Source organism: Methylocystis sp. (genome assembly GCF_046349115.1).
Lineage (GTDB): Bacteria > Pseudomonadota > Alphaproteobacteria > Rhizobiales > Beijerinckiaceae > Methylocystis.
Genome location: NZ_JAXMCX010000001.1, coordinates 859,848 through 878,595 on the forward strand (window position 1 = coordinate 859,848; position 18,748 = coordinate 878,595).

At 64.4% G+C, this 18,748-nt stretch carries 13 protein-coding genes and 1 tRNA gene; 7 read left to right on the forward strand and 7 right to left on the reverse strand.

Annotated features, from left to right (window positions below; all coding sequences use genetic code 11):
* Positions 1-69 precede the first annotated feature (69 nt).
* Positions 70-645, forward strand: coding sequence for an N-acetyltransferase family protein (locus U1E20_RS04050; protein ID WP_409979302.1), 576 nt, complete (start codon positions 70-72; stop codon positions 643-645).
* On the opposite strand, the gene U1E20_RS04055 is transcribed toward U1E20_RS04050, so the two are convergent.
* Entirely contained in the window at positions 631-1,032 is a 402-nt protein-coding gene (locus tag U1E20_RS04055; protein ID WP_409979303.1) for an NUDIX domain-containing protein, read from the reverse strand. The genes U1E20_RS04050 and U1E20_RS04055 overlap by 15 nt on opposite strands.
* Positions 1,033-1,242: 210 nt before the next feature.
* Here U1E20_RS04055 and U1E20_RS04060 point away from each other — a divergent pair, with 210 nt between their 5' ends.
* Positions 1,243-2,124: a metallophosphoesterase family protein gene (locus U1E20_RS04060; RefSeq protein ID WP_409979304.1), complete on the forward strand. Its 882-nt coding sequence runs from the start codon at positions 1,243-1,245 to the stop codon at positions 2,122-2,124.
* A 7-nt stretch (positions 2,125-2,131) separates the two neighbouring features.
* Here the strand turns inward: U1E20_RS04060 and U1E20_RS04065 are convergent, their stop codons facing one another.
* Positions 2,132-2,863, reverse strand: coding sequence for a hypothetical protein (locus U1E20_RS04065; protein WP_409979305.1), 732 nt, complete (start codon positions 2,861-2,863; stop codon positions 2,132-2,134).
* A 213-nt stretch (positions 2,864-3,076) separates the two neighbouring features.
* Here U1E20_RS04065 and U1E20_RS04070 point away from each other — a divergent pair, with 213 nt between their 5' ends.
* From U1E20_RS04070 to fabG, 5 genes are all read left to right on the forward strand, one after another.
* Positions 3,077-8,548, forward strand: coding sequence for a GH36-type glycosyl hydrolase domain-containing protein (locus U1E20_RS04070; protein ID WP_409979306.1), 5,472 nt, complete (start codon positions 3,077-3,079; stop codon positions 8,546-8,548).
* A gap of 22 nt (positions 8,549-8,570) precedes the next feature.
* Positions 8,571-9,758 carry an acetate/propionate family kinase gene (locus U1E20_RS04075; protein ID WP_409979307.1) on the forward strand — a complete coding sequence of 396 codons (1,188 nt, stop codon included), beginning with the start codon at positions 8,571-8,573 and terminating at the stop codon, positions 9,756-9,758.
* 251 nt (positions 9,759-10,009) lie between these two features.
* A complete protein-coding gene (locus U1E20_RS04080) occupies positions 10,010-10,819 on the forward strand; it encodes a hypothetical protein (RefSeq protein ID WP_409979308.1) in 810 nt (269 codons plus the stop codon).
* Positions 10,820-11,160: 341 nt separating this feature from the next.
* Positions 11,161-11,541 (forward strand): hypothetical protein, encoded by a 381-nt coding sequence (locus U1E20_RS04085; RefSeq protein ID WP_409979309.1) that lies wholly within the window; start codon positions 11,161-11,163, stop codon positions 11,539-11,541.
* A 174-nt stretch (positions 11,542-11,715) separates the two neighbouring features.
* Positions 11,716-12,501 carry a 3-oxoacyl-ACP reductase FabG gene (gene fabG, locus U1E20_RS04090; protein ID WP_409979310.1) on the forward strand — a complete coding sequence of 262 codons (786 nt, stop codon included), beginning with the start codon at positions 11,716-11,718 and terminating at the stop codon, positions 12,499-12,501.
* A 50-nt stretch (positions 12,502-12,551) separates the two neighbouring features.
* Here the strand turns inward: fabG and U1E20_RS04095 are convergent, their stop codons facing one another.
* The 5 genes from U1E20_RS04095 to carB form a co-directional block, all read right to left on the reverse strand.
* Entirely contained in the window at positions 12,552-12,812 is a 261-nt protein-coding gene (locus tag U1E20_RS04095; RefSeq protein ID WP_409979311.1) for a hypothetical protein, read from the reverse strand.
* Between the two features lie 428 nt (positions 12,813-13,240).
* Positions 13,241-13,316, reverse strand: a tRNA-Thr gene (locus U1E20_RS04100).
* Positions 13,317-13,408: 92 nt separating this feature from the next.
* On the reverse strand, positions 13,409-14,449 hold the full coding sequence (locus U1E20_RS04105) for a mitochondrial fission ELM1 family protein (protein ID WP_409979312.1): 1,041 nt from the start codon (positions 14,447-14,449) through the stop codon (positions 13,409-13,411).
* A 79-nt stretch (positions 14,450-14,528) separates the two neighbouring features.
* Positions 14,529-15,005 carry a transcription elongation factor GreA gene (greA, locus tag U1E20_RS04110; RefSeq protein WP_409979313.1) on the reverse strand — a complete coding sequence of 159 codons (477 nt, stop codon included), beginning with the start codon at positions 15,003-15,005 and terminating at the stop codon, positions 14,529-14,531.
* Between the two features lie 153 nt (positions 15,006-15,158).
* Complete coding sequence (gene carB, locus U1E20_RS04115) at positions 15,159-18,497, reverse strand: carbamoyl-phosphate synthase large subunit (protein ID WP_409979314.1); 3,339 nt, start codon at positions 18,495-18,497, stop codon at positions 15,159-15,161.
* Positions 18,498-18,748 lie beyond the last annotated feature (251 nt).

The window sequence follows — 18,748 nt, forward strand, 5'->3', positions numbered from 1 at the left end:
ACGGCGCCGCAAAACGCCAGGTTGCGGCGCGATAAGCCGCATGCGAGCCTGCCTGACGGGGAGAAGCCCATGGCGGAATATTGTGTGCGCCGAGCGACCCTGGAGGACGCGCCGGCGATCGCCGGGGTCAACGCCGCAGCCTGGCGCGAGACCTACGCCGGTCTCATGCCGGCGGAAGCGCTGGCAGGCATCGACCTCGACGATTGGGCGCGGCGCTGGCGGGAGAGGATCGGTTCGGGTGAAATCGGCCAGGCCGTCTTCGTCGCTCTCGCGGACGGCGCGTCGGTCGGCTTCGCGCGCTGTAGCCGCCAGACCAACCCGAAGCTCGTTCCGCTCGGCTTCGACGGCGAGATCGACTCGATTTATCTGCTGCGGCGCGTTCAGCGCCTGGGGTTGGGCAGAGGCTTGATGGCGCGGCTCGCCGAACATCTGATGTCGGTCGGTTGCGCGAGCGCTGCGGTGTGGGTGCTCCGCGACGCGCCAAAGGCGCGCGGCTTTTACGAGGCGCTCGGCGCGGAGCCGCTTGGCGTCGAGGGCGTCTGGGAAGTTGCGGGCGTCGTCCTTCCCGATCTCGCCTATGGCTGGCGCGACATACGACTCTTGGCCGGCGTCGCCGACGCCCGGGAGACCTCACCAGTAAGGTGAAATCGGCGCCTGCTCCAGCGCCTCGGCGAGGCGCGCCCTCGTCGCGACGGTCGTCTCCGCCGGCAGCGCGTCGAGCGCGAAGAATCCGGCCTCGGCGATTTCGCGATCGGGCGCGCGCGGCGCGGTGATGCGATAGGAACGCGCCACGTAAAGCGCGACATGGTCGCGAACAGAGAAGCGGCGATTGAAATAGACGCCGAAAAGTTCTGGCGGCTCCTCGAGCAGGACGTTGGCTTCCTCATGGAGTTCGCGCTTTAACGCGTCGACTAGCGTTTCGCCGGTTTCAACGCCGCCGCCCGGCAGATAGAAACCCTCGACATAGGTGTGCCGGACGAGCAGCACGCGGCGCTGATCGTCGAGCACAAGGCCGCGCACGCCCAGCGTCATGGGACGCTGAAACCGCGCGCTAAAGGCGATGAACCTGCGCGTGAGACGAGATCGCGTCGAACGCCCTTCTTCCGTCTGCGCCTGCTCCGTCAAAATCGACTCCGATCGCTGAAACTCTGGCAAATGAATTGCGGAGGCCCTACTAATCGCCACCCCATCCTAGCAGGAAAGCGCCGCGGCTGAACGGGCGTGGAGGGATAAGAGGCTGTCTTGAATTTTCGGCTCGCTCATCTCTCCGACGCGCACATCGGTCCGATTCCGCGGCCAAATCTCGCCGAGCTGCTCGGCAAGCGCGTCACCGGCTATGTGAACTGGCTCTATAAGCGCGGCGCTCAGCACGACATGGGCGTGCTCGGCAGGATCGTCGCCGACATCAAGGCGCAGGCGCCGGACCATGTCGTCATGACCGGCGATATCGTCAATATCGGACTACCCGCCGAAATCGCGCTGGCCAAAGACTGGCTCGCCGCGCTCGGGGGGCCGAGCGACGTAAGCTTCACGCCCGGCAATCACGACGCCTATGTGGCAAGCGTGACCGATCTCGTTCACGAGGTTTTCGCGCCCTGGACGAGCAGCGAAGCAACAGCCGCGGGCTTCCCCTATTTGCGCCGGCGCGGCGGGATTGCGCTGATCGGTCTCGACACCGGCGTGCCGACCGCGCCTTTTGTCGCCTCCGGCCGGCTTGGGGAGGCGCAGCGCGAGGCGCTCGCGGCGTTGTTGGATTCCTCGAAGGCGGAAGGGCTTGCGCGCGTCGTCTGCCTCCACCATCCGCCGCATGTCGGCGGCGCGAGGCTGTTGCGCGGGTTAGAAGACGCGGCGGCGTTTGAAAGCGTGATCGCCCGCCATGGCGCCGAGCTCATCGTGCATGGGCATAATCACAAGCCGAGCCTATGTCGTCTGCCGGGCCCCGACGCCACGGCGCCGGTGGTCGGCGTCGCCTCGGCGTCGGCGCGCCCCGGCGGGCATTATCCGGGCGCCGCCTACAACCTCTACGACATCGCGCGCAAGGACGACGCGGTGAGCATCATTCTGCGCAGGCGCGGATTGAACGAGGCTGGAGAGATCGTAGAGCTTGAAGCGGTCGAATTGTGAAGCCTAGCTATGCGAAATAGGTCTGATAGGCCCAGGCCGCCAATACGGCCAGCAGCGCGAAGAAAGCGGCCGCGCCGAAAAATTCGGCGATGAAGGCCGCGGCGCGAGAGACTTTGCCTGAGAAGGATGCGTCGGCGTCGCGCGCTGGCGTCTTTTCGCGCGCCGCGGCGGCCCTGACGGCGAGCGCCTGCGCCGCGCCGCCGCTCGCATAATCGATCGCCAGCGCCTTTTCGCGTTCGATCAAACGATGCGCGATATAGGCGGTGATCGCCTCGACGAGATCGTCGGCGCTGTCGCTTTCGCAAAGCCCCACCCGGCCGTGGCGCGTGTCCTGAAGAAAACGATAGGTGCGCCGGTCGCGATCCATCTCGACAAAGCCGATCTGGTCGATGAACAGGCGTGGCCTTTCCCCAGGCGCGACGCCAACGTCGAAAATGTCGCAGTCATCGGGCAGCTGCGCCAGCACCGGCGCCAGCGCATCGGCGAGCATTTCCAGGCGGGCGATTTCCGCAGCCCGCAAATCAGAAATCGCGGCCGAGCGCTCGGCGTTCTCGAGCCGCGCGCGGCGCAGCGCGCCGGCAAGGCTCGCTATGCGCTCGTCGAGCGGACCCGCGTCCTTGCGGGCGAAGCGCTCACGCTCGACGCGCAGCGAGAGCCGTTCAGCGGGCGTTGGATCGGATGCGCCCTTCCGCTCGTCGTCACGAGTGTCGGCCGGCGGCGCGGGCAGGGGCTCTTCCATCTGGTCCACTCGCTGAAGCCCTCGTGACGCCGGGGCGATAAAGCATTGTAGACTATAGCGGCTCTCGACGGCGGTGCGAAGCGCCAGGGCCGCCCGGGCGAGGCGGGAGTCGACTTTTTCCCCCGCCTCCGGCAAGGGACTCCTTACGATCGCCGCTGATTCCGGCCATTAACGATAAAAACGCCGGATGCGACAGAGGCGCGGAGGGGATAGATGGCCGTCAATCGTGGCGAATCGGACGTGAAGAGCGCCGTGTTCGAACGCATCATCATCGGCGCCGGCTTCGCGGTCTTCGCGGCGCTGGAGGCGGCGGGCGGCGGCGAGCATGCGATCGTCGCCGGCTTTTTCGCCGGCGCCACGATTTTCATGCTGCGCCGCTCGTCCGAGAGCATGCGTCAGGCGGCCGATTTCGCCGTGGATTTCCTCGTCGTCGCGATTTTTACGCTGCTCTGCGACCGCTCGGGCGCGTTGTGGCGCGCGCCGGAAAACTTCGCCGAACTGTTCCGCTTTTCGCCTGTAGGCGCGGGGACCGCCACCATTCTCTATCTCGCCGGGGTGGTCACGCTGAGGGCGCGTTCACGCATGGCGGTGCGCGCGGCGCTGTTCGTTTTGCCGCTGCAGTTCTGCCTTCTGCTCGCGCTCGGCTCGCCAGTTGTCACAAAGATCGGCGACGCGCTGCTGCTTGGCCTCGACGTCCCGGAGGTTTTGAAAAAAACCGCTGGCCGAACGCTGGTGCTGTTTCTGCTCAATGAGTCGATCGTGGTCGGCGTGCCGCTGGCGCTTGGCCGGTTCCTTCCGCGACAATGGCGCCCGCACGGCATTCTCTTCGCTTCCGCCTTCGTCGCGTCGCTGACCCCCTATATCGCGACCTCAGTTTCTTACTTCGTTGCGCCTTATCTTCCCTATCCGGCGACGGCGGCGGTCGCGGCCGTGGCGGCGGCGCTCGCGCAGGCAGGCTTATGGGGCCAAACCTATCTCGTGACTCAGGCGATGGCCGGTCTATTGCGGGCGACGCCGTCGCTGCAGGTCGTGGTGTTTCATGACTGGCGATCAGGCGCCGAAAAGGGCGCCGTCTATGGCCTGGTGTTCATGGCGCTGCTTCTCGCGGCCGGACTGGTGGTGTCTTTTCCGCCGGCGATGGCGGTGATTTCCGCCTCGGGTCCGATCGGCGGCGCGTTGATCGGCGCGGCGCTGTTCCCGCTGGCGCGCGCGATCGTGGAGAGCACCGACTCGACGCCGCCGTTCTTTGCGCGGGTCGAAGAGCTTTATCTGCATCCGTCCAACTATTTTCGCGGCGCCGTCGCCGGCGCGGCCGTCGCGCTCGCCGCGATGATCGGGCTTCCGGCGGCGAGCGGCGGCAATCGGTTTCTGTTCGGCGCCGTCGCGGGCGCAATCGCCTATGCCGGCGTCGACGCGGCGATCGATTTCGCCGCGTTGACCAAAGGTCGCCGCCAGCATCTGCGCAGCTGGCGAGTCTATTCGCTCGGCGCGCTCCTTGGCGCGCTCGTCGCCGGCGCGATCGCCTGGTATCTCGACGCGGGTCAGGTCGAAACGATCGTCTCGAAATTCTTCGCCTATACGTCGCTCGACTATGCGGCGGACGGTCGTCCGATCAACGACTATGTCGTTCGTCCGCTCTTCTCCAAATGGGGCGCGACCGATCTCGGCAAAGTCGACGGCGGCGTGAGGCTGTTCTTCGACGAGTCGTTCTCCGGCGTCATTCAATGGGTGTTCGCGGCGCCGCTGTTTTCGATCAATCTGTTTTTCCTGACGGCGCTCGTCGAGCGCAGCCTGCGACCGCTTCGCACGCTCGCGAGCTGGCAGGGCCTCGACATGCTCGTCGAAAACGCCGTGCGGGTGTTGCGCTGGGGCCTGTGGATGGCGCCGGTGATCTATTCCTTCCTCAAGGCGTCGCCCGATCCCACTTGGTACAATCAGGACGGGTTGATCAGAACCGGAGTCGCGAGCTGGATGAATTACATCCTTCCCGACTCCGATTTCCGCGCCTGGAGCCTCGATATTTTCACCGCGCTCCTCGCCTATGACGCGCTGCGCGTGCTGATCTGGTTCGACCATATGGGCTTGCGGGTGGCGACGCTGGTCAATCTTTCTTTCGTCGGCGGCGACGTGGCGGACGAAAAAGCCGCGCGCTTTCTCGGCAAGTCGCAAACCAGCCGCGCCATTCCGGAAGGGATTCGCCGCTTCGGCACTTGGGCGCCGCTGTTGCTTCCCTTTTACATTCCGCGCGGCGCCGATTGGGACGGCGCATGGAGCGCCTCCGAGCAATTGGCGCATACGCGGCCGCCCTCATACGCCTATCTCGTTAGCGGCTATCTCATCTACGCCGGACTCGTCGCCTTCGGCCTGGTCATTTTCCTTCTCGGGCGGCTGGCGCGCGCCCAGAAAGTGACGATCAAAGGCATCACCGGCGCCGGCGGCGTGCCGGGCTCGCGTCCCTTGAAACTGACCAATGGGCTGATGACGAGCGAATGGTTCGAGGACGGGCAGGGCGCTATTCGCATCGAGGGCGTGGCGCGCGGCGGACCGCCGATCGATCTCACTCGGCGGCCGGACGATCACGCCCATCCGCGCGGGCGTTTCCTGTTTTTGCGCGAAGACGGCGGCGAGCTTTGGTCGATCGGCGAGGCGCCGACGCGCTGCAAAGCCGCTCAGGCGTCGCTCACCGACGCGGGCGAGAATTGCCTGTTCTTCATGGCGGAGCGCAATGGATTCGCGGTCGAAGCGCGGGTCTCGCTCGCCGCCGACGAAGCGGTCGAGATCACCCGCCTAAAAATCGTCAATCTCGAACAGCGCCACCGTAAACTGGCGCTGGCCTCGTTACGCGAATGGGTGCTCAACGAGACCGGCGTCGAGCTTCGCGACGCGGCTTACAACGCCATTCATGTCGGCACCTGGTACGTGCGCTCGCTCAATGCGATTTTCGCGCAGAACCGTTTGCTAAAGGGCGGCGCGCGCCGCCACTCCGATCGCCGGCTGTCGCCCGAAATCGGCTTTCACGCCATTGGCGGCGCCGCCGACGCGAAGATTTCAGTCCTCGGCTATGAGGACGTGAAGTCGCGCTTCTATGGCATGGGCTCGGTTCATGCGCCCGACAGCCTGCTCGGATTGGCGGCGCCGCGCGATCCGAAAGACGAAGGCCTGCTCTATGGCTTCGAGCCTTGCGCCAGTCTGCGCGTCGAAGTCGAACTCGCCGCCGCCGGCGCCACCGAACTGATCATCGTTGACGGCTGGGCCCGCGACATGGGCCGGGCGACCGATTCCATCGCACGTCATCTCGGCATTGCGCCTGCTGCGCCAGAAACGCTGAACAAGGCTCTGTCGCGCCGGCGCGGGCTCGTTCTGCCGCCGCCGCCCAAAAAGCCGCGCTACGCTTTTTCGCAAGATGGACGAAGCGTCACGCTCACGCCGGGCACGCCGCGTCCCTTCGCTCATGTCATCGCCAACGCCTTCGGGCAGGGCGCGGTGCTCACCAATGACGGCGATATTTTTTCCTTCCACGGCAATTCGCGGCTCAACAGTTTCACGCCGTTTCGCATGGGCGAGGGCCGCATGGCGCCGGCCGGGCAGAAGTTCTACGTCTATGATCTTGCCCGAACCGACGCGCATAGTCCGACCTTCGTGCCGCTGCGCCGCCGCGACGCCGACTATCAAGTGACATTTTCGCCGGGCGTCGCGGTGTTTCGCGCCGAGCGCGACCGTCTCGATCTCGAGATGACCGTATTTGTCAGTCCGACGCAGCCGATTGAGTTCAAAATTCTCAAGATCCGCAATAAGAGCGATCATGAGCGGCTATTGCAGATCACGCCTTCGATGGAAATCGTCTTGGCGGAAACGCCGAACGAAAGTCTCGGCGCGCTGGAGTCGGTCATCGACGAGAATGTCCGCTCCATCTACTTCCGCAACCCGCGCAATAATTTTGTGCGCGGCTGGGCCTTTGTCACGACCTCGATGCCGGCCGAATTCGCCGAGACGTCGCGCCGTCGCTTTCTTGGCCATGAGAGTCGCGATCCTTATTTGCCATACATGGTCGAGCACGGCCATCCTGACGCCGGCGCCCCCGCGCATGAACGAAAGGTCGCCGCTTTCAGCGCCGCCATCGACGTGCCGGCAGGAGAAGAAGCCGTCGTCGTCGTGGCGCTCGGACAGACGACGACGATCGAAGAAGCAAAACGGCTCGCCGATTACGCGCGCGAGCCTCAGCACGCCTATGCCGAACTCGCGGCGAACGCCCGCGCCTGGGACGATCAGCTGTCGGTGCTGCGCATCAAGACCAACCGCCCCGATTTCGACCGCATGATCAATGACTGGCTGCCCTATCAACTGCTCGCGGCGCGTCTCTGGGGACGCACCGGCCCCTCGCAGCGTTCCGGCGCGACCGGCTACCGCGACCAGCTGCAGGACGTCATTCCGCTGATCCATCTCGCGCCCGAGCGCGCCCGCGCGCAAATCCTCTTGCACGCCGCGCATCAATATATCGAGGGCGACGCGTGCAAATGGTGGCACCGCGCGCCCAATGGCGGCACCGGCCTCGCCGACCGCACCCATGCGTCGGACCCGCATCTCTGGCTGCCCTATGTGACGATCCGCTACGTCCGCGGCAGCGGCGACTACGCCATCCTCGATGAAGTCGAGACCTTCCTCGAGGCCAATCCGGTGCCGAAGGATCAGGAAGGTGAAGCGACCGTGCCGCTCACCTCGCGCGACAAGGACACGCTGCTCGGCCATTGCGCGCGCGCCATCGAATGGACTCTGGACCGCTTCGGCGCGCATGGCCTGCCGCTGATGGGCACGGGCGACTGGGACGACGGCATGAATCTCGTCGGCCACGAAGGCCGCGGCGAAAGCGTGTGGCTTGGCTTCTTCCTGCACGGCATTCTTCTCGACATCGCGCCGCTCTTCGAGGCGAAAGGCGATTCCGAACGCGCCGAGCGCTATCGGGCGCGCGCCGAGAAGCTTCGCGGCGCGCTGGAAGGCTGCTGGCGCGGCGACCGCTATATTCGCGCCTATGCCGACGACGGCGGGGAAGTCGCGCCGATGAGCGCGATGACCTCGTCATGGCCGACGCTGACCAACGCCGTCGACGCCGCGCGCGGCCGCGAGGCGATCGAGAAAGCCCTCGCCGTTCTCGGCCTGGGCGACAGGGTGCTGCTCGTCGCGCCGCCATACGACGAACATTCGCGGCCCTATCCGGGACGCAGCGCCGAATATCCGCCCGGCGTGCGCGAGAACGGCGGGCAATATTCGCATGGCGTGTCCTGGTTCGTCGACGCATTGGCGAAGCTCGCCGCGCAGGCGCAACAAGACGGCGATTCACGCGCCGCCGACGAATTGTTTCGTTCAGCGTTCGAGACATGGATCGCGATCTCGCCGATTTCCAAGCTCACGACGCCCGAGGCGGCCGACATTTACGGCCTGCCGCCGCATCAGCAGCCGGCCGACGTCTATAATGGCGAGGGCTATTACGGACGCGGCGGCTGGAGCTGGTACACCGGCGCGGCGGCCCGCATGTTGTCAGCGGCGTATGCGCTGCTCGGGCTCGAATTCGAGAATGGCGAATTGAAGCCGCGCCCTGACGCTTTCCATGCCAAGGGCGATTTGCGGCTGGAGAGCGTAGTCTATCTCGGCAAGACGTTCGAAGCGGAGAAACGTCGTCGCGTCTGGTAGCATGACTGGAGGCGCGGAGGACATGGCTGATCTCGTCGTCACGCTCAACGCCGGGTCGTCTTCGGTGAAGTTCGCTCTCTTCGCCGCGGATGCAGAATGGCCGCGGCTGATGGTCTCCGGCGCGGTCGAAGGGCTCGGCGCCAGGCCGCGCTTTCGCGTCGAAATCGTCGACGGAAAGGCGAGCGAGAGAAAGCTCGACGCGACGCTCGGTCACGGGCAGGCGATTGCAGAGATATTCAATTGGGTCGAAGATTCCTACCCGGCGGCGACGGTCAGCGCGATCGGCCATCGCGTCGTGCATGGCGGGCTGCGCTACTCCGCGCCCGTTATCATCGATGCGGAAACGCTCGCCGAGTTGAAGGCGCTCATCCCGCTCGCGCCATTGCACCAGCCGCACAACATCGCCGGCATCGAAGGCGCCTGCGAGGCGTTTCCGCATGTGCCGCAGGTCGCATGTTTTGACACCGCCTTTCATCGCGGACATGCTTTCGTCGACGACGCCTATGCGCTTCCCTATTCCTATTACGAGCAGGGATTGCGTCGTTTCGGCTTCCATGGCCTGTCCTATGAATATATCTCCCGGCGTCTGCGGATCATCGATCCGATTCATGCCGAGGGCGGCGTCATCGTTGCGCATCTCGGCAATGGCGCGTCGCTTTGCGCGTTGAAAGGCGGCCGCTCAATCGCCACCACCATGGGTTTCTCGGCGCTGGAAGGCCTCCCCATGGGCACGCGCTGCGGCGAGATCGATCCCGGGCTGCTGCTTTATTTGCTCCATAGCGAAGGGATGACTCCCAGCGAGCTTTCGCATCTTCTCTACGAGCGCTCCGGCCTTCTTGGCCTTTCCGGCGTGTCGCATGACATGCGCGTGCTAGAGGCGTCGAAGGAGCCACGCGCCGCGGCGGCGATCGCATACTTCATTCATCGGATCAAAATGGAGATCGCCGCGCTTACGGCGGTCATCGGCGGGCTCGACGCGCTGGTTTTCACAGCCGGAATCGGAGAGCGCTCGACGCGCATTCGGGCCGGCGTGGTCGACGGGCTCGGCTGGTTGGGGCTGGCGCTCGACAAGACGGCGAACGCGCGTCACGAATCGCTCATCTCGGCGCCTCAATCGCGCATTCCGGTTTTCGTGACGCCGACCGACGAGGAAGCGATGATCGCTCGCCATACGATTGAAGCGGCGGGATTGTCGGTCGCCGCCAGATAAAGCCGAGGTGGTCGGTTGAGGGTCAATTCGAGAGATGAATACAATCGTCCCGGCGCATGCGCGACAGACCCCCAAACCGAACGTTGAACGGTCAAAGCCCACAATTGAATAAAATCAATTGACCGAGCCGGCGCAAATCGCCAAGATGCAAACGATCAATTCCTTTTAAGGCATGGTTTCCCGTGGCGGCGCGGGTTCAATCCAACCGCGCAATTCGCCGTCAGTGTGACTGGCGCAGTGACGAGGTCTAGGTGCCGAACGTCAGAGCACATGCAAGCCAGACGTACGAAGAGGGCGGCCTGGTCGGCGCCATTGCTGGAAGAATTCCCGAAGTCATATCCCCCAATCATCTAACCTTCGTAGGGCTGGCCGGCGCGGCTCTCGTCGCCGCCGGCTTTATCGCAACCCGCTGGTCAAACTGGTTTTTGGCGCTCGTCGCCATTGGGCTCGCGATCAACTGGCTCGGCGAGAATCTGGAACGCGCCGTTTCTGTGCGCCGTGGCGTCAACTTCCATTACTATGGCTATTTCATCAATAATTCCGCCGACCTCGTCGCGCAAACGCTGATGATCATGGCGCTTGGGTTCTCGCCCTATTTCACCATTCCGTCGGCGCTGCTCGTACTATCCCTTTATCTGTTGCTCAGCTCGTATAAATATTTGCTCGTGGTGATCCATGGCGACGGCTATCCGCGCGGCGGATTCGAGCCCAAAGGCGTTCGGCTGCTGGTGATGGGCTGGTCGCTCTCCGCGGCGTTGATCGGACATGAACTCGCCGCGCAACGCATTCTCTCCTTCGCCGCGCTCGACGTCGTCGTCGGGGGGCTGTCGATATTCGCCTTTATCGTGTTCATTTTGATCGTTCGACGAGATTTGGCGCTGGTTCGGCTTCAGGAACAAGACGCCGCGGACGACGAATTATCGTTCGATCAGGACGAAATGAATTCGGACCAGGGCGAGATTACATCGGACCAAGACGAGAATTTTCCGATTGCCCCGCAATTGGCTTCGGTGCGCAACGGCCCTCCGGCGCGAGGCGACCGGAAAATATCGGCGGGCTAAGCCGCGCGTTGCGCCTGGGCTTCAGCGGCGCGCGTCTCGGCGAATACAGCCGGCGACGCCTCGCGGCGAACGGCCTTCCGCGCAAAATACGCCTCGAGCGATGGCGCTCATGCGCGCGGCGTCGGCGGCTCGCCGCGCCCACGCTGCACCGATCTCGCGCGCTCTCATCATTGCGCGAAGCGCAGCGGTTTCATCCTGCGTCGCTGGCGCTTGCGGGTGCGGTTTTTCTTACGGCTTCCTTTTGTTTGCCGTAATTCTGTAATTGACGTGCGAGACGGAAGAGAAAAATTCGAGCGTTTCTTGCTGGTCAAAGCTGAGGTGCAGGTTAACAGGAGTAGGCCGTGACGTACCCCAACAATGCAAAGCTTTCGACTGACAATCGGACCGTGGCGTTGCTTGAAGAGGCAGCGAACAAGTTTCGAACCTATTTCGAGCGGCAAGTGCTTGCCGTGCTGCCGGAATTCGCGCGCCGCGAACTCGAAAGCGAGTTGAACGCATTATCCGATTTGTCGGAGTCCGATCAGATTCCGGCCCTGGCGGAAACATCGCTCATTCGCGCCGAGCAATGCGCTCATGATTTGTTGAGCATGAACTATGACGGACCCGCCGGCGTGTTCCTTCGGCGCTCGGTGCGCGAAGCGGCGGCGGACATCAAAGGCGCGGTGATCGCCGCATCGCGGCAGAGCGGGAATGTCATCAACTTTCCGCGTAGAGTTTCCTGACCGAGAGGCCCCGCTCGCCGAGTCGGTCCCTGCCGACGCCATATTTCTCGGCGCCTTGATGAGTTCATATGCGCCACGCCGATGCGGCGGCGATCGGCGACCTGCCATATTCCGCTCGATGGCGGCCGTTCGACACAGTCTTCCTGGTCGAAAAATGAGCGGAGAAATAGTGAAATGCTGACCTCAATCGCCGGCCGGTCGGTCATCGTCACGGGCGGGAGCCGGGGCATCGGACGCGGAATCGCCCGCGTCTTTGCCGCAAAGGGCGCACAGGTGCTGGTCGTCGGCCGCGACCTCGCTCAGGCGGAGGCGACGGCGGGCGCGATCCGGGCGGAAGGGGGAGCAGCCAGCGGTTTCGCCGCCGACGTCGGCGATCCGGGCGATGTCGACCGCATGGCCGCCGCCGCGCTGGAGCGGCACGGCGGCCTCGATATTCTCTGCGCCAACGCCGGCGTCTTTCCGGCCGCTCGGCTGATGGAGATGACGCTCGAGCAATGGAACGAGGTGCTGTCGACCAATCTCGCCGGCGCGTTTCTATGCGTTCGGGCCTGCGCGCCGGCTCTGGCGCGCGGCGGCCGGGGTCGGATCGTGCTCACCTCCTCGATCACCGGCCCGATCACCGGTTATCCAGGCTGGTCGCATTACGCGGCGAGCAAGGCGGGACAGCTCGGCTTTATGCGGACGGCGGCGCTGGAGCTAACGCCGCTCGGGATTACGATCAACGCCGTTCTGCCGGGCAATGTGCGAACCGAGGGGCTCGACGCGCTCGGCGACGCCTATGCGGCCAAGATGGCGGCCTCGATCCCGCAGGGCCGTTTGGGCACCGTCGAGGACATCGCCAACGCGGCGCTGTTTTTCGCCAGCGACGAAGCGCGCTACATCACCGGCCAGACTCTGGTGGTCGACGGTGGGCAGGTTCTGCCCGAGTCGTTGATGGCGCTGCAGGAAATGGGGGAGTGAGGGGCGGCGCCCGCTCCAGGATTGACGGCTCGACGAGACCTGCGGAGGGATCAATGGCCGCCAGCGCAAGCCCCTGTCCAGTGGCGGATACCCCGCGCGGCCTCAACCGGACTGTTGGTCTGGAAGCAGTCGCCGGCGTGGCGCGTGGCGGCGCCCGAATCCGTCGCCGAGGGCGCCAGGGCATAAAACTCGGAGTAGCGGGCCTGGGCGCGTTCCGCCCGGCTAGCGGCCGCCGCCGGCGCGATCGCGGCGGCGAAGCCGACGATTGCAAAGGCCAGGGTTGCCGGACGGAGGAGGGCGCTTTCGATCATTTCATTCCCCTTCTCAACGGAAGTCTGCCGCTTCCATGAACAATTTGAGCCTACTGAATAATCAGTATGCATAATAAATATTCACGAGCTTTCGCTCGGCTAAAGAGCCACGCGGGGAGAAAGTGGTGAGGCCAACGCGAGCGGGGCAGGCTGCCGAGTCATAGCGGAGTTAATTGTTCATAATAATAACAATTATTTGTTGATTGGCGGTGGTCGATTTTGGGAGATTCGCACCGTTGGTCAGCGTTCTTGCGACAGGTGATCGATCTCGAACGAGGTGAAAACGCGCTCTGCCCATTTTCAAGGCGCCAAGACGCGCTGGCGGCGGCGCCCGCAATGCTTCAAGGAGAGCGGCGAAAAGGAGTCGGCGGATCATCGAGCGCGATGATCCGGTGATTCAGCTTTTTGGTTTAAGTCGTTGATTTTTATGGTGCCGCAAGAGGGATTCGAACCCCCGACCCCATCATTACGAATGATGTGCTCTACCAGCTGAGCTATTGCGGCGATTGCGTTGCGCGAAGCGCGCGCGGCGCGTCACTCTTATCGGCGCGCGGCGGCTTTTTCAAGCAGCCCGGCGCCTCGCGGGGCGGCGGCGCTCAGGATTTAAGGCGCGAAGGCGCGAAGGCCAAATAGGCCAGTGCAATTGCGCTAGCAATGTCGGGCGTCGCGTTGAAGGGCGCGCGCGCCCAGTCCTCCAGCCCGCCGCGCCACAGGCGGATGGCGCCGGCGTCGGCGAGCGCCGTGAGATAGGCGTCGATCCTGCGGGCGCGGCGCGGCGGCGCGACGACATAAACGGGGGCGCAAGTCGCGACCGCCTCTCCCACCATATTGACGCTGTCGCCAGTCACGAGGATCGCATCGGCGCCCGCCAGCATCGAGAGATAGGGGTTCTCTCGCTCGCCGTCCCAGAAGAAGCCGCGCGGCGCGCCGAGCGTCTTCTTCAGCGCATCGCGCAGTGCAACCGGCGTGCGGCGCGAAGCGGTGGCCATCACGGAGCGCCCGCTGGCGAGCAGCGAAGCGGCGATCTGCGCCAGTTCGGCGATCCGCGCGGCGCCATAGGCGCCATGCCGGCTGTCGCCGCCGATGAGCAGCGCGACGCGCGGGCGGGGCAGGGCGGCGACGCGCGGGTCGGGCGCGGCGCGCGCCTGCGCCAGGCGCTCCGGCTTTAAGCGGTTCGCCGGCGTCAGCGGCGAAAGCACATTGTCTCCGGAAAGTCCGTCATGGCGCGGCGCGATGATCAGATCGGCGGCGCCAAGCCCATTCGCCGGCCTGTTCACATAGACCGTGAACGTCCGCTCGCCCGAAGCGCGCTTCAGGCGCTGGAGCGCGGGGATCGTGCGGCGTCCGGCGGCGATGGCGATGTCGGGGCAGGGCGGCGCATAGGCGCGCGCGTCGCGCGGATCGGGCGGCGCGAAAGGCGCGAGCGCTGCATAGAGCGGGCGCGGCGCGACGCGGCGGATGTCGGGCGTCAGGCCCAAGGCTTCGGCGAGGCCGAGGGTTTGAGCCTCATGGCCGATGCGACCGTCGGAGAGGATGCGGAGCGTCGTGTGCGGCGGCAGGGCGGGGATGCTCGAAGCGCCCCCTCCCCAGCCCTCCCCCGCTTCGCGGGAGAGCGGGTTCGGTTCAGGCCCGTGCAACAAACCGCACAACCTTCGTGGTTAGGGTTCCCTCTCCCGCTTTGGCGGGGGAGGGACAGGGAGTGGGCGACGCCGCCCCTCACCCAAAGGCGACCTTGAGAATCTCGTAGTTCTTGCCGCCGCCGGGGGTCGTGACCTCGACCGTGTCGCCGACCGTTTTGCCGATCAACGCGCGGGCGATCGGGCTCGTGATCGACACCCGGCCGCTCTTCACGTCGGCTTCGGCCTCGCCGACGATCTGATAGGCCTTCTCCTCTTCGGTGTCCTCGTCGACGACGGTGACCGTCGCGCCGAATTTGATCGTCGAGCCGTTGAGCTTCGACACGTCGATGACTTCGGCGCGCGACAGCTTGTCCTCAAGCTCGGCGATGCGGCCTTCATTGAGCGACTGCGCTTCCTTGGCGGCGTGATATTCGGCGTTTTCCGAAAGGTCGCCGTGGGCGCGCGCTTCAGCGATCTGTTGAATGATGCGCGGACGGTCTTCCTGCTGCCGGCGACGCAATTCTTCGTTGAGCGCCGCGTAGCCGGCGGCGGTCATGGGCACCTTGTCGACCATTGCTCTCGCTTTTCGCCTTTCTTCAGTTTGGTCCGTGATGGGGAGACGGCGCAGTTGGCGCGCTGGTCGGCGCAGCCACGGATCAAGATCAAGTCGTCCGATCGCGGCTAAAAGTCGGCGCGCGGCCGACTGAGTCGCGGAATTCCTCAATGTTCAGTTGGTCGCGCTCGGCGGAAAATAATCCTGCAGCGCCCGGACCTTAAGGTCCCCTGAAACATAGGCGCGTATCCCCTGGGCCGCCGCGACCGCCCCTGCCAGGGTCGTGTAATAGGGAACCTTATGCAGAAGCGCCGCGCGGCGCAAGGAGCGCGAGTCGGCGAGCGCCTGCGCCCCCTCGGTCGTATTGAAAACAAGCGCGATCGAGCCATTCTTGATCGCGTCGACAATATGCGGCCGGCCTTCCGAGACCTTGTTGAGCTTCTGGGCGGCGATTCCGCGCTCAACGAGATAGCGCGCCGTGCCGCCGGTGGCGACGACGGAAAAGCCGACTTCCTTCAACAGGCGAACCGCCGGAATTATGCGGCCCTTGTCCGCATCCCTGACCGAAACGAACACCACGCCCTCGCGGGGGGCCTTGGTCCCGCCGCCGAGCTGGCTCTTGACGAAGGCGGCGTCGAACGAACTGTCGAGGCCCATGACTTCGCCGGTCGAGCGCATTTCCGGGCCAAGCACGGTGTCGACGCCGGGAAAGCGCGCGAAGGGAAAGACGGCCTCCTTCACGCCGACATGCGCCGGCTTCGTCTCCAGAGGATCGAAGTCGGAAAGCTTCGCGCCGGCCATGATCTGGGCGGCGATCTTGGCGATCGGCCGGCCGATGACCTTGGCGACGAAAGGCACGGTGCGGGACGCGCGCGGATTGACTTCCAATACGTAGATTTCGCCGTTCTTGAGCGCGAACTGCACATTCATCAGCCCGACGACGCCGAGCGCCTTGGCGAGGCTCGCGGTCTGCGCCTCAAGCGCGGCGATGGTTTCGGGGGCGAGCGAGCGGGGCGGCAGCGAGCAGGCGGAATCGCCTGAATGAATGCCCGCCTCTTCGATATGTTCCATGACGCCGGCGATGACCGCCTCCTCGCCGTCGGCGAGACAATCGACGTCGACTTCGATGGCGTCGGTGAGATAGCGGTCGAAGAGCAGCGGATTCTTGCCGAGAACCGTGTTGATCTGCCCGGTCTTGTCGTTGGGGTAGCGCGCCTTGACCTCGGAAGGCACTAGGCTCGGCAGCGTGCCGAGGAGATAATCGTCGAGATCGCTCTGGTCGCGAATAATCGCCATAGCGCGGCCGCCGAGCACATAGCTCGGCCGCACGACGAGCGGCAGGCCGAGCTCCTGCGTGACGATGCGCGACTGTTCCACCGAATAGGCGATGCCGTTCTTGGGCTGCTTCAACCCGAGCTTGTCGAGCAGCCGCTTGAACCGGTCGCGATCCTCGGCGAGGTCGATCGAATCGACCGGCGTCCCGAGGATCGGCGCGCCTGCCTGTTCGAGGCCATGCGCAAGCTTCAGCGGCGTCTGGCCGCCATATTGGACGATGACGCCAACAAGCTGGCCGTTGGACTTCTCGACGTCGAGGATTTCGGCGACGTCCTCATTGGTCAGCGGTTCGAAATAGAGTCGGTCGGAAGTGTCGTAATCGGTCGACACCGTCTCCGGATTGCAATTGATCATGATCGTTTCGAAGCCGGCTTCGCCAAGCGCGAAACAAGCGTGGCAGCAGCAATAGTCGAATTCGATGCCCTGGCCGATGCGGTTCGGGCCGCCGCCGAGGATGACGATCTTGTTCTTGTCGGTGGGGCGCGCCTCATTCGCCGGAACGCCGATGAAGGGCGCTTCATAGGTCGAATACATATAGGCGGTCGGCGAAGCGAATTCGGCGGCGCAAGTGTCGATGCGCTTATAGACGGGACGCACGTCGAGACGATGGCGCAAGTCGCGCACGTCCTCTTCCTCGAGGCCGGCGAGGGTCGCAAGACGGCTGTCGGAAAAGCCCGCGAATTTGAGCTTGCGAAGATTCTCGGCGTCCTCGGGCAGGCCGTAGCTCTTCACCTTCTTTTCGAGCGCGATGATTTCGGCGATGCGCTCAATGAACCAGATGTCGATCTTGCTGGCTTCATGAATGGATTCGGTCGTCATGCCGAGCCGCAGCGCCTGGCCGACGACGAGCAGCCGGTCTGGCGTCGCCGTGCCAAGCGCGCCGCGCAGCACATTCATGTCGTCGCCCTTGCCGAGGCTTTCGATCTCGATCTCGTCGAGGCCGCACAGTCCGGTTTCGAGCGAGCGCAGCGCCTTTTGCAGCGACTCGGCGAAATTGCGGCCGATCGCCATAGCTTCGCCGACCGACTTCATCGCTGTCGTCAAGATCGGTTCGGAGCCCGGAAATTTCTCGAAGGCGAAACGCGGAATCTTGGTGACGACATAATCGATCGTCGGCTCGAACGACGCTGGCGTCGCGCCGCCAGTAATGTCATTGGCGATTTCGTCGAGCGTGTAGCCGACCGCGAGCCGCGCCGCGACCTTCGCGATCGGAAAGCCGGTGGCCTTCGACGCGAGCGCCGAGGAGCGCGACACGCGCGGATTCATCTCGATGACGATCATCCGACCGTTCTTCGGATCGACCGCGAATTGCACGTTGGAGCCGCCGGTCTCGACGCCGATCTCGCGCAACACCGCGATCGAGGCGTCGCGCATGATCTGATATTCCTTGTCGGTCAGCGTCAGCGCCGGCGCGACGGTGATGCTGTCGCCGGTATGCACGCCCATCGGATCGACGTTTTCGATCGAGCAGACGATGATGCAATTGTCCGCTCTGTCGCGGACGACCTCCATTTCATATTCCTTCCAGCCGAGGACGCTCTCCTCGACCAGAACTTCATTGGTTGGCGAGGCGTCGATGCCGCGCTCGACGATCTCGATGAACTCCGCTTTGTTGTAGGCGATGCCGCCGCCGGTGCCCCCTAAGGTGAAGGACGGGCGGATGATCGCGGGGAGGCCAATGTCATCGAGCGCGTCGAGCGCTGCGGCGAGCGTCTTGACGTGATGCGAGCGCGGCGTTTCGAGACCGATCTTGGTCATCGCCTCGCGAAACAATTCGCGATCCTCGGCCTTGTCGATGGCGTGGGCGGTCGCGCCGATCATCTCGATGTCGAACTTCTTCAGCACGCCCATTTTTTCCAGGCTGAGCGCGCAATTGAGCGCGGTCTGGCCGCCCATTGTCGGCAGCAGCGCGAAGCCGCCGGGCGCCGCATAGCGCTCCTTCTCGATGATCTTGGCGACGATGTCCGGGGTGATCGGCTCGATATAGGTGCGGTCGGCCATGTCCGGATCGGTCATGATCGTCGCCGGATTGGAGTTGACCAGGACGATCCGGTAGCCCTCGGCCTTCAGCGCCTTGCAGGCCTGGGTGCCGGAATAATCGAATTCGCAGGCCTGGCCGATGACGATCGGGCCGGCGCCGATGATCATGATTGTGGAAATGTCGGTTCTTTTCGGCATGTGATCCTAATGGCCGCCAGCCAAGCTGGGGAGCGCGCATAAAAAAGGGCCGCGATTCCGGCCCCTGGACCGGAACGCGTCCCGAACTTGCCCGTCATGTCGTCGGCGGACCGCTGATGCGGGCGGCGAGCGGGTCGCGCCCGGCTCGAAAGTCGCCGCCTGTCTAGACGAGAATGACGGTGATGTGAAGGGCTGGGATCAAGTGACGGCGAATTGCGCTATCATTCCCTTCCGCGCCCTATCGAATCGAA

Coding starts and splice junctions, on each gene's coding strand:
- U1E20_RS04050 (WP_409979302.1), top strand. CDS start 70: ATGGCGGAATATTGTGTGCGCCGAGCGACCCTGGAGGACGCGCCGGCG.
- U1E20_RS04055 (WP_409979303.1), bottom strand. CDS start 1,032: ATGACGCTGGGCGTGCGCGGCCTTGTGCTCGACGATCAGCGCCGCGTG.
- U1E20_RS04065 (WP_409979305.1), bottom strand. CDS start 2,863: ATGGAAGAGCCCCTGCCCGCGCCGCCGGCCGACACTCGTGACGACGAG.
- U1E20_RS04070 (WP_409979306.1), top strand. CDS start 3,077: ATGGCCGTCAATCGTGGCGAATCGGACGTGAAGAGCGCCGTGTTCGAA.
- U1E20_RS04075 (WP_409979307.1), top strand. CDS start 8,571: ATGGCTGATCTCGTCGTCACGCTCAACGCCGGGTCGTCTTCGGTGAAG.
- fabG (WP_409979310.1), top strand. CDS start 11,716: ATGCTGACCTCAATCGCCGGCCGGTCGGTCATCGTCACGGGCGGGAGC.
- U1E20_RS04095 (WP_409979311.1), bottom strand. CDS start 12,812: ATGATCGAAAGCGCCCTCCTCCGTCCGGCAACCCTGGCCTTTGCAATC.
- greA (WP_409979313.1), bottom strand. CDS start 15,005: ATGGTCGACAAGGTGCCCATGACCGCCGCCGGCTACGCGGCGCTCAAC.
- carB (WP_409979314.1), bottom strand. CDS start 18,497: ATGCCGAAAAGAACCGACATTTCCACAATCATGATCATCGGCGCCGGC.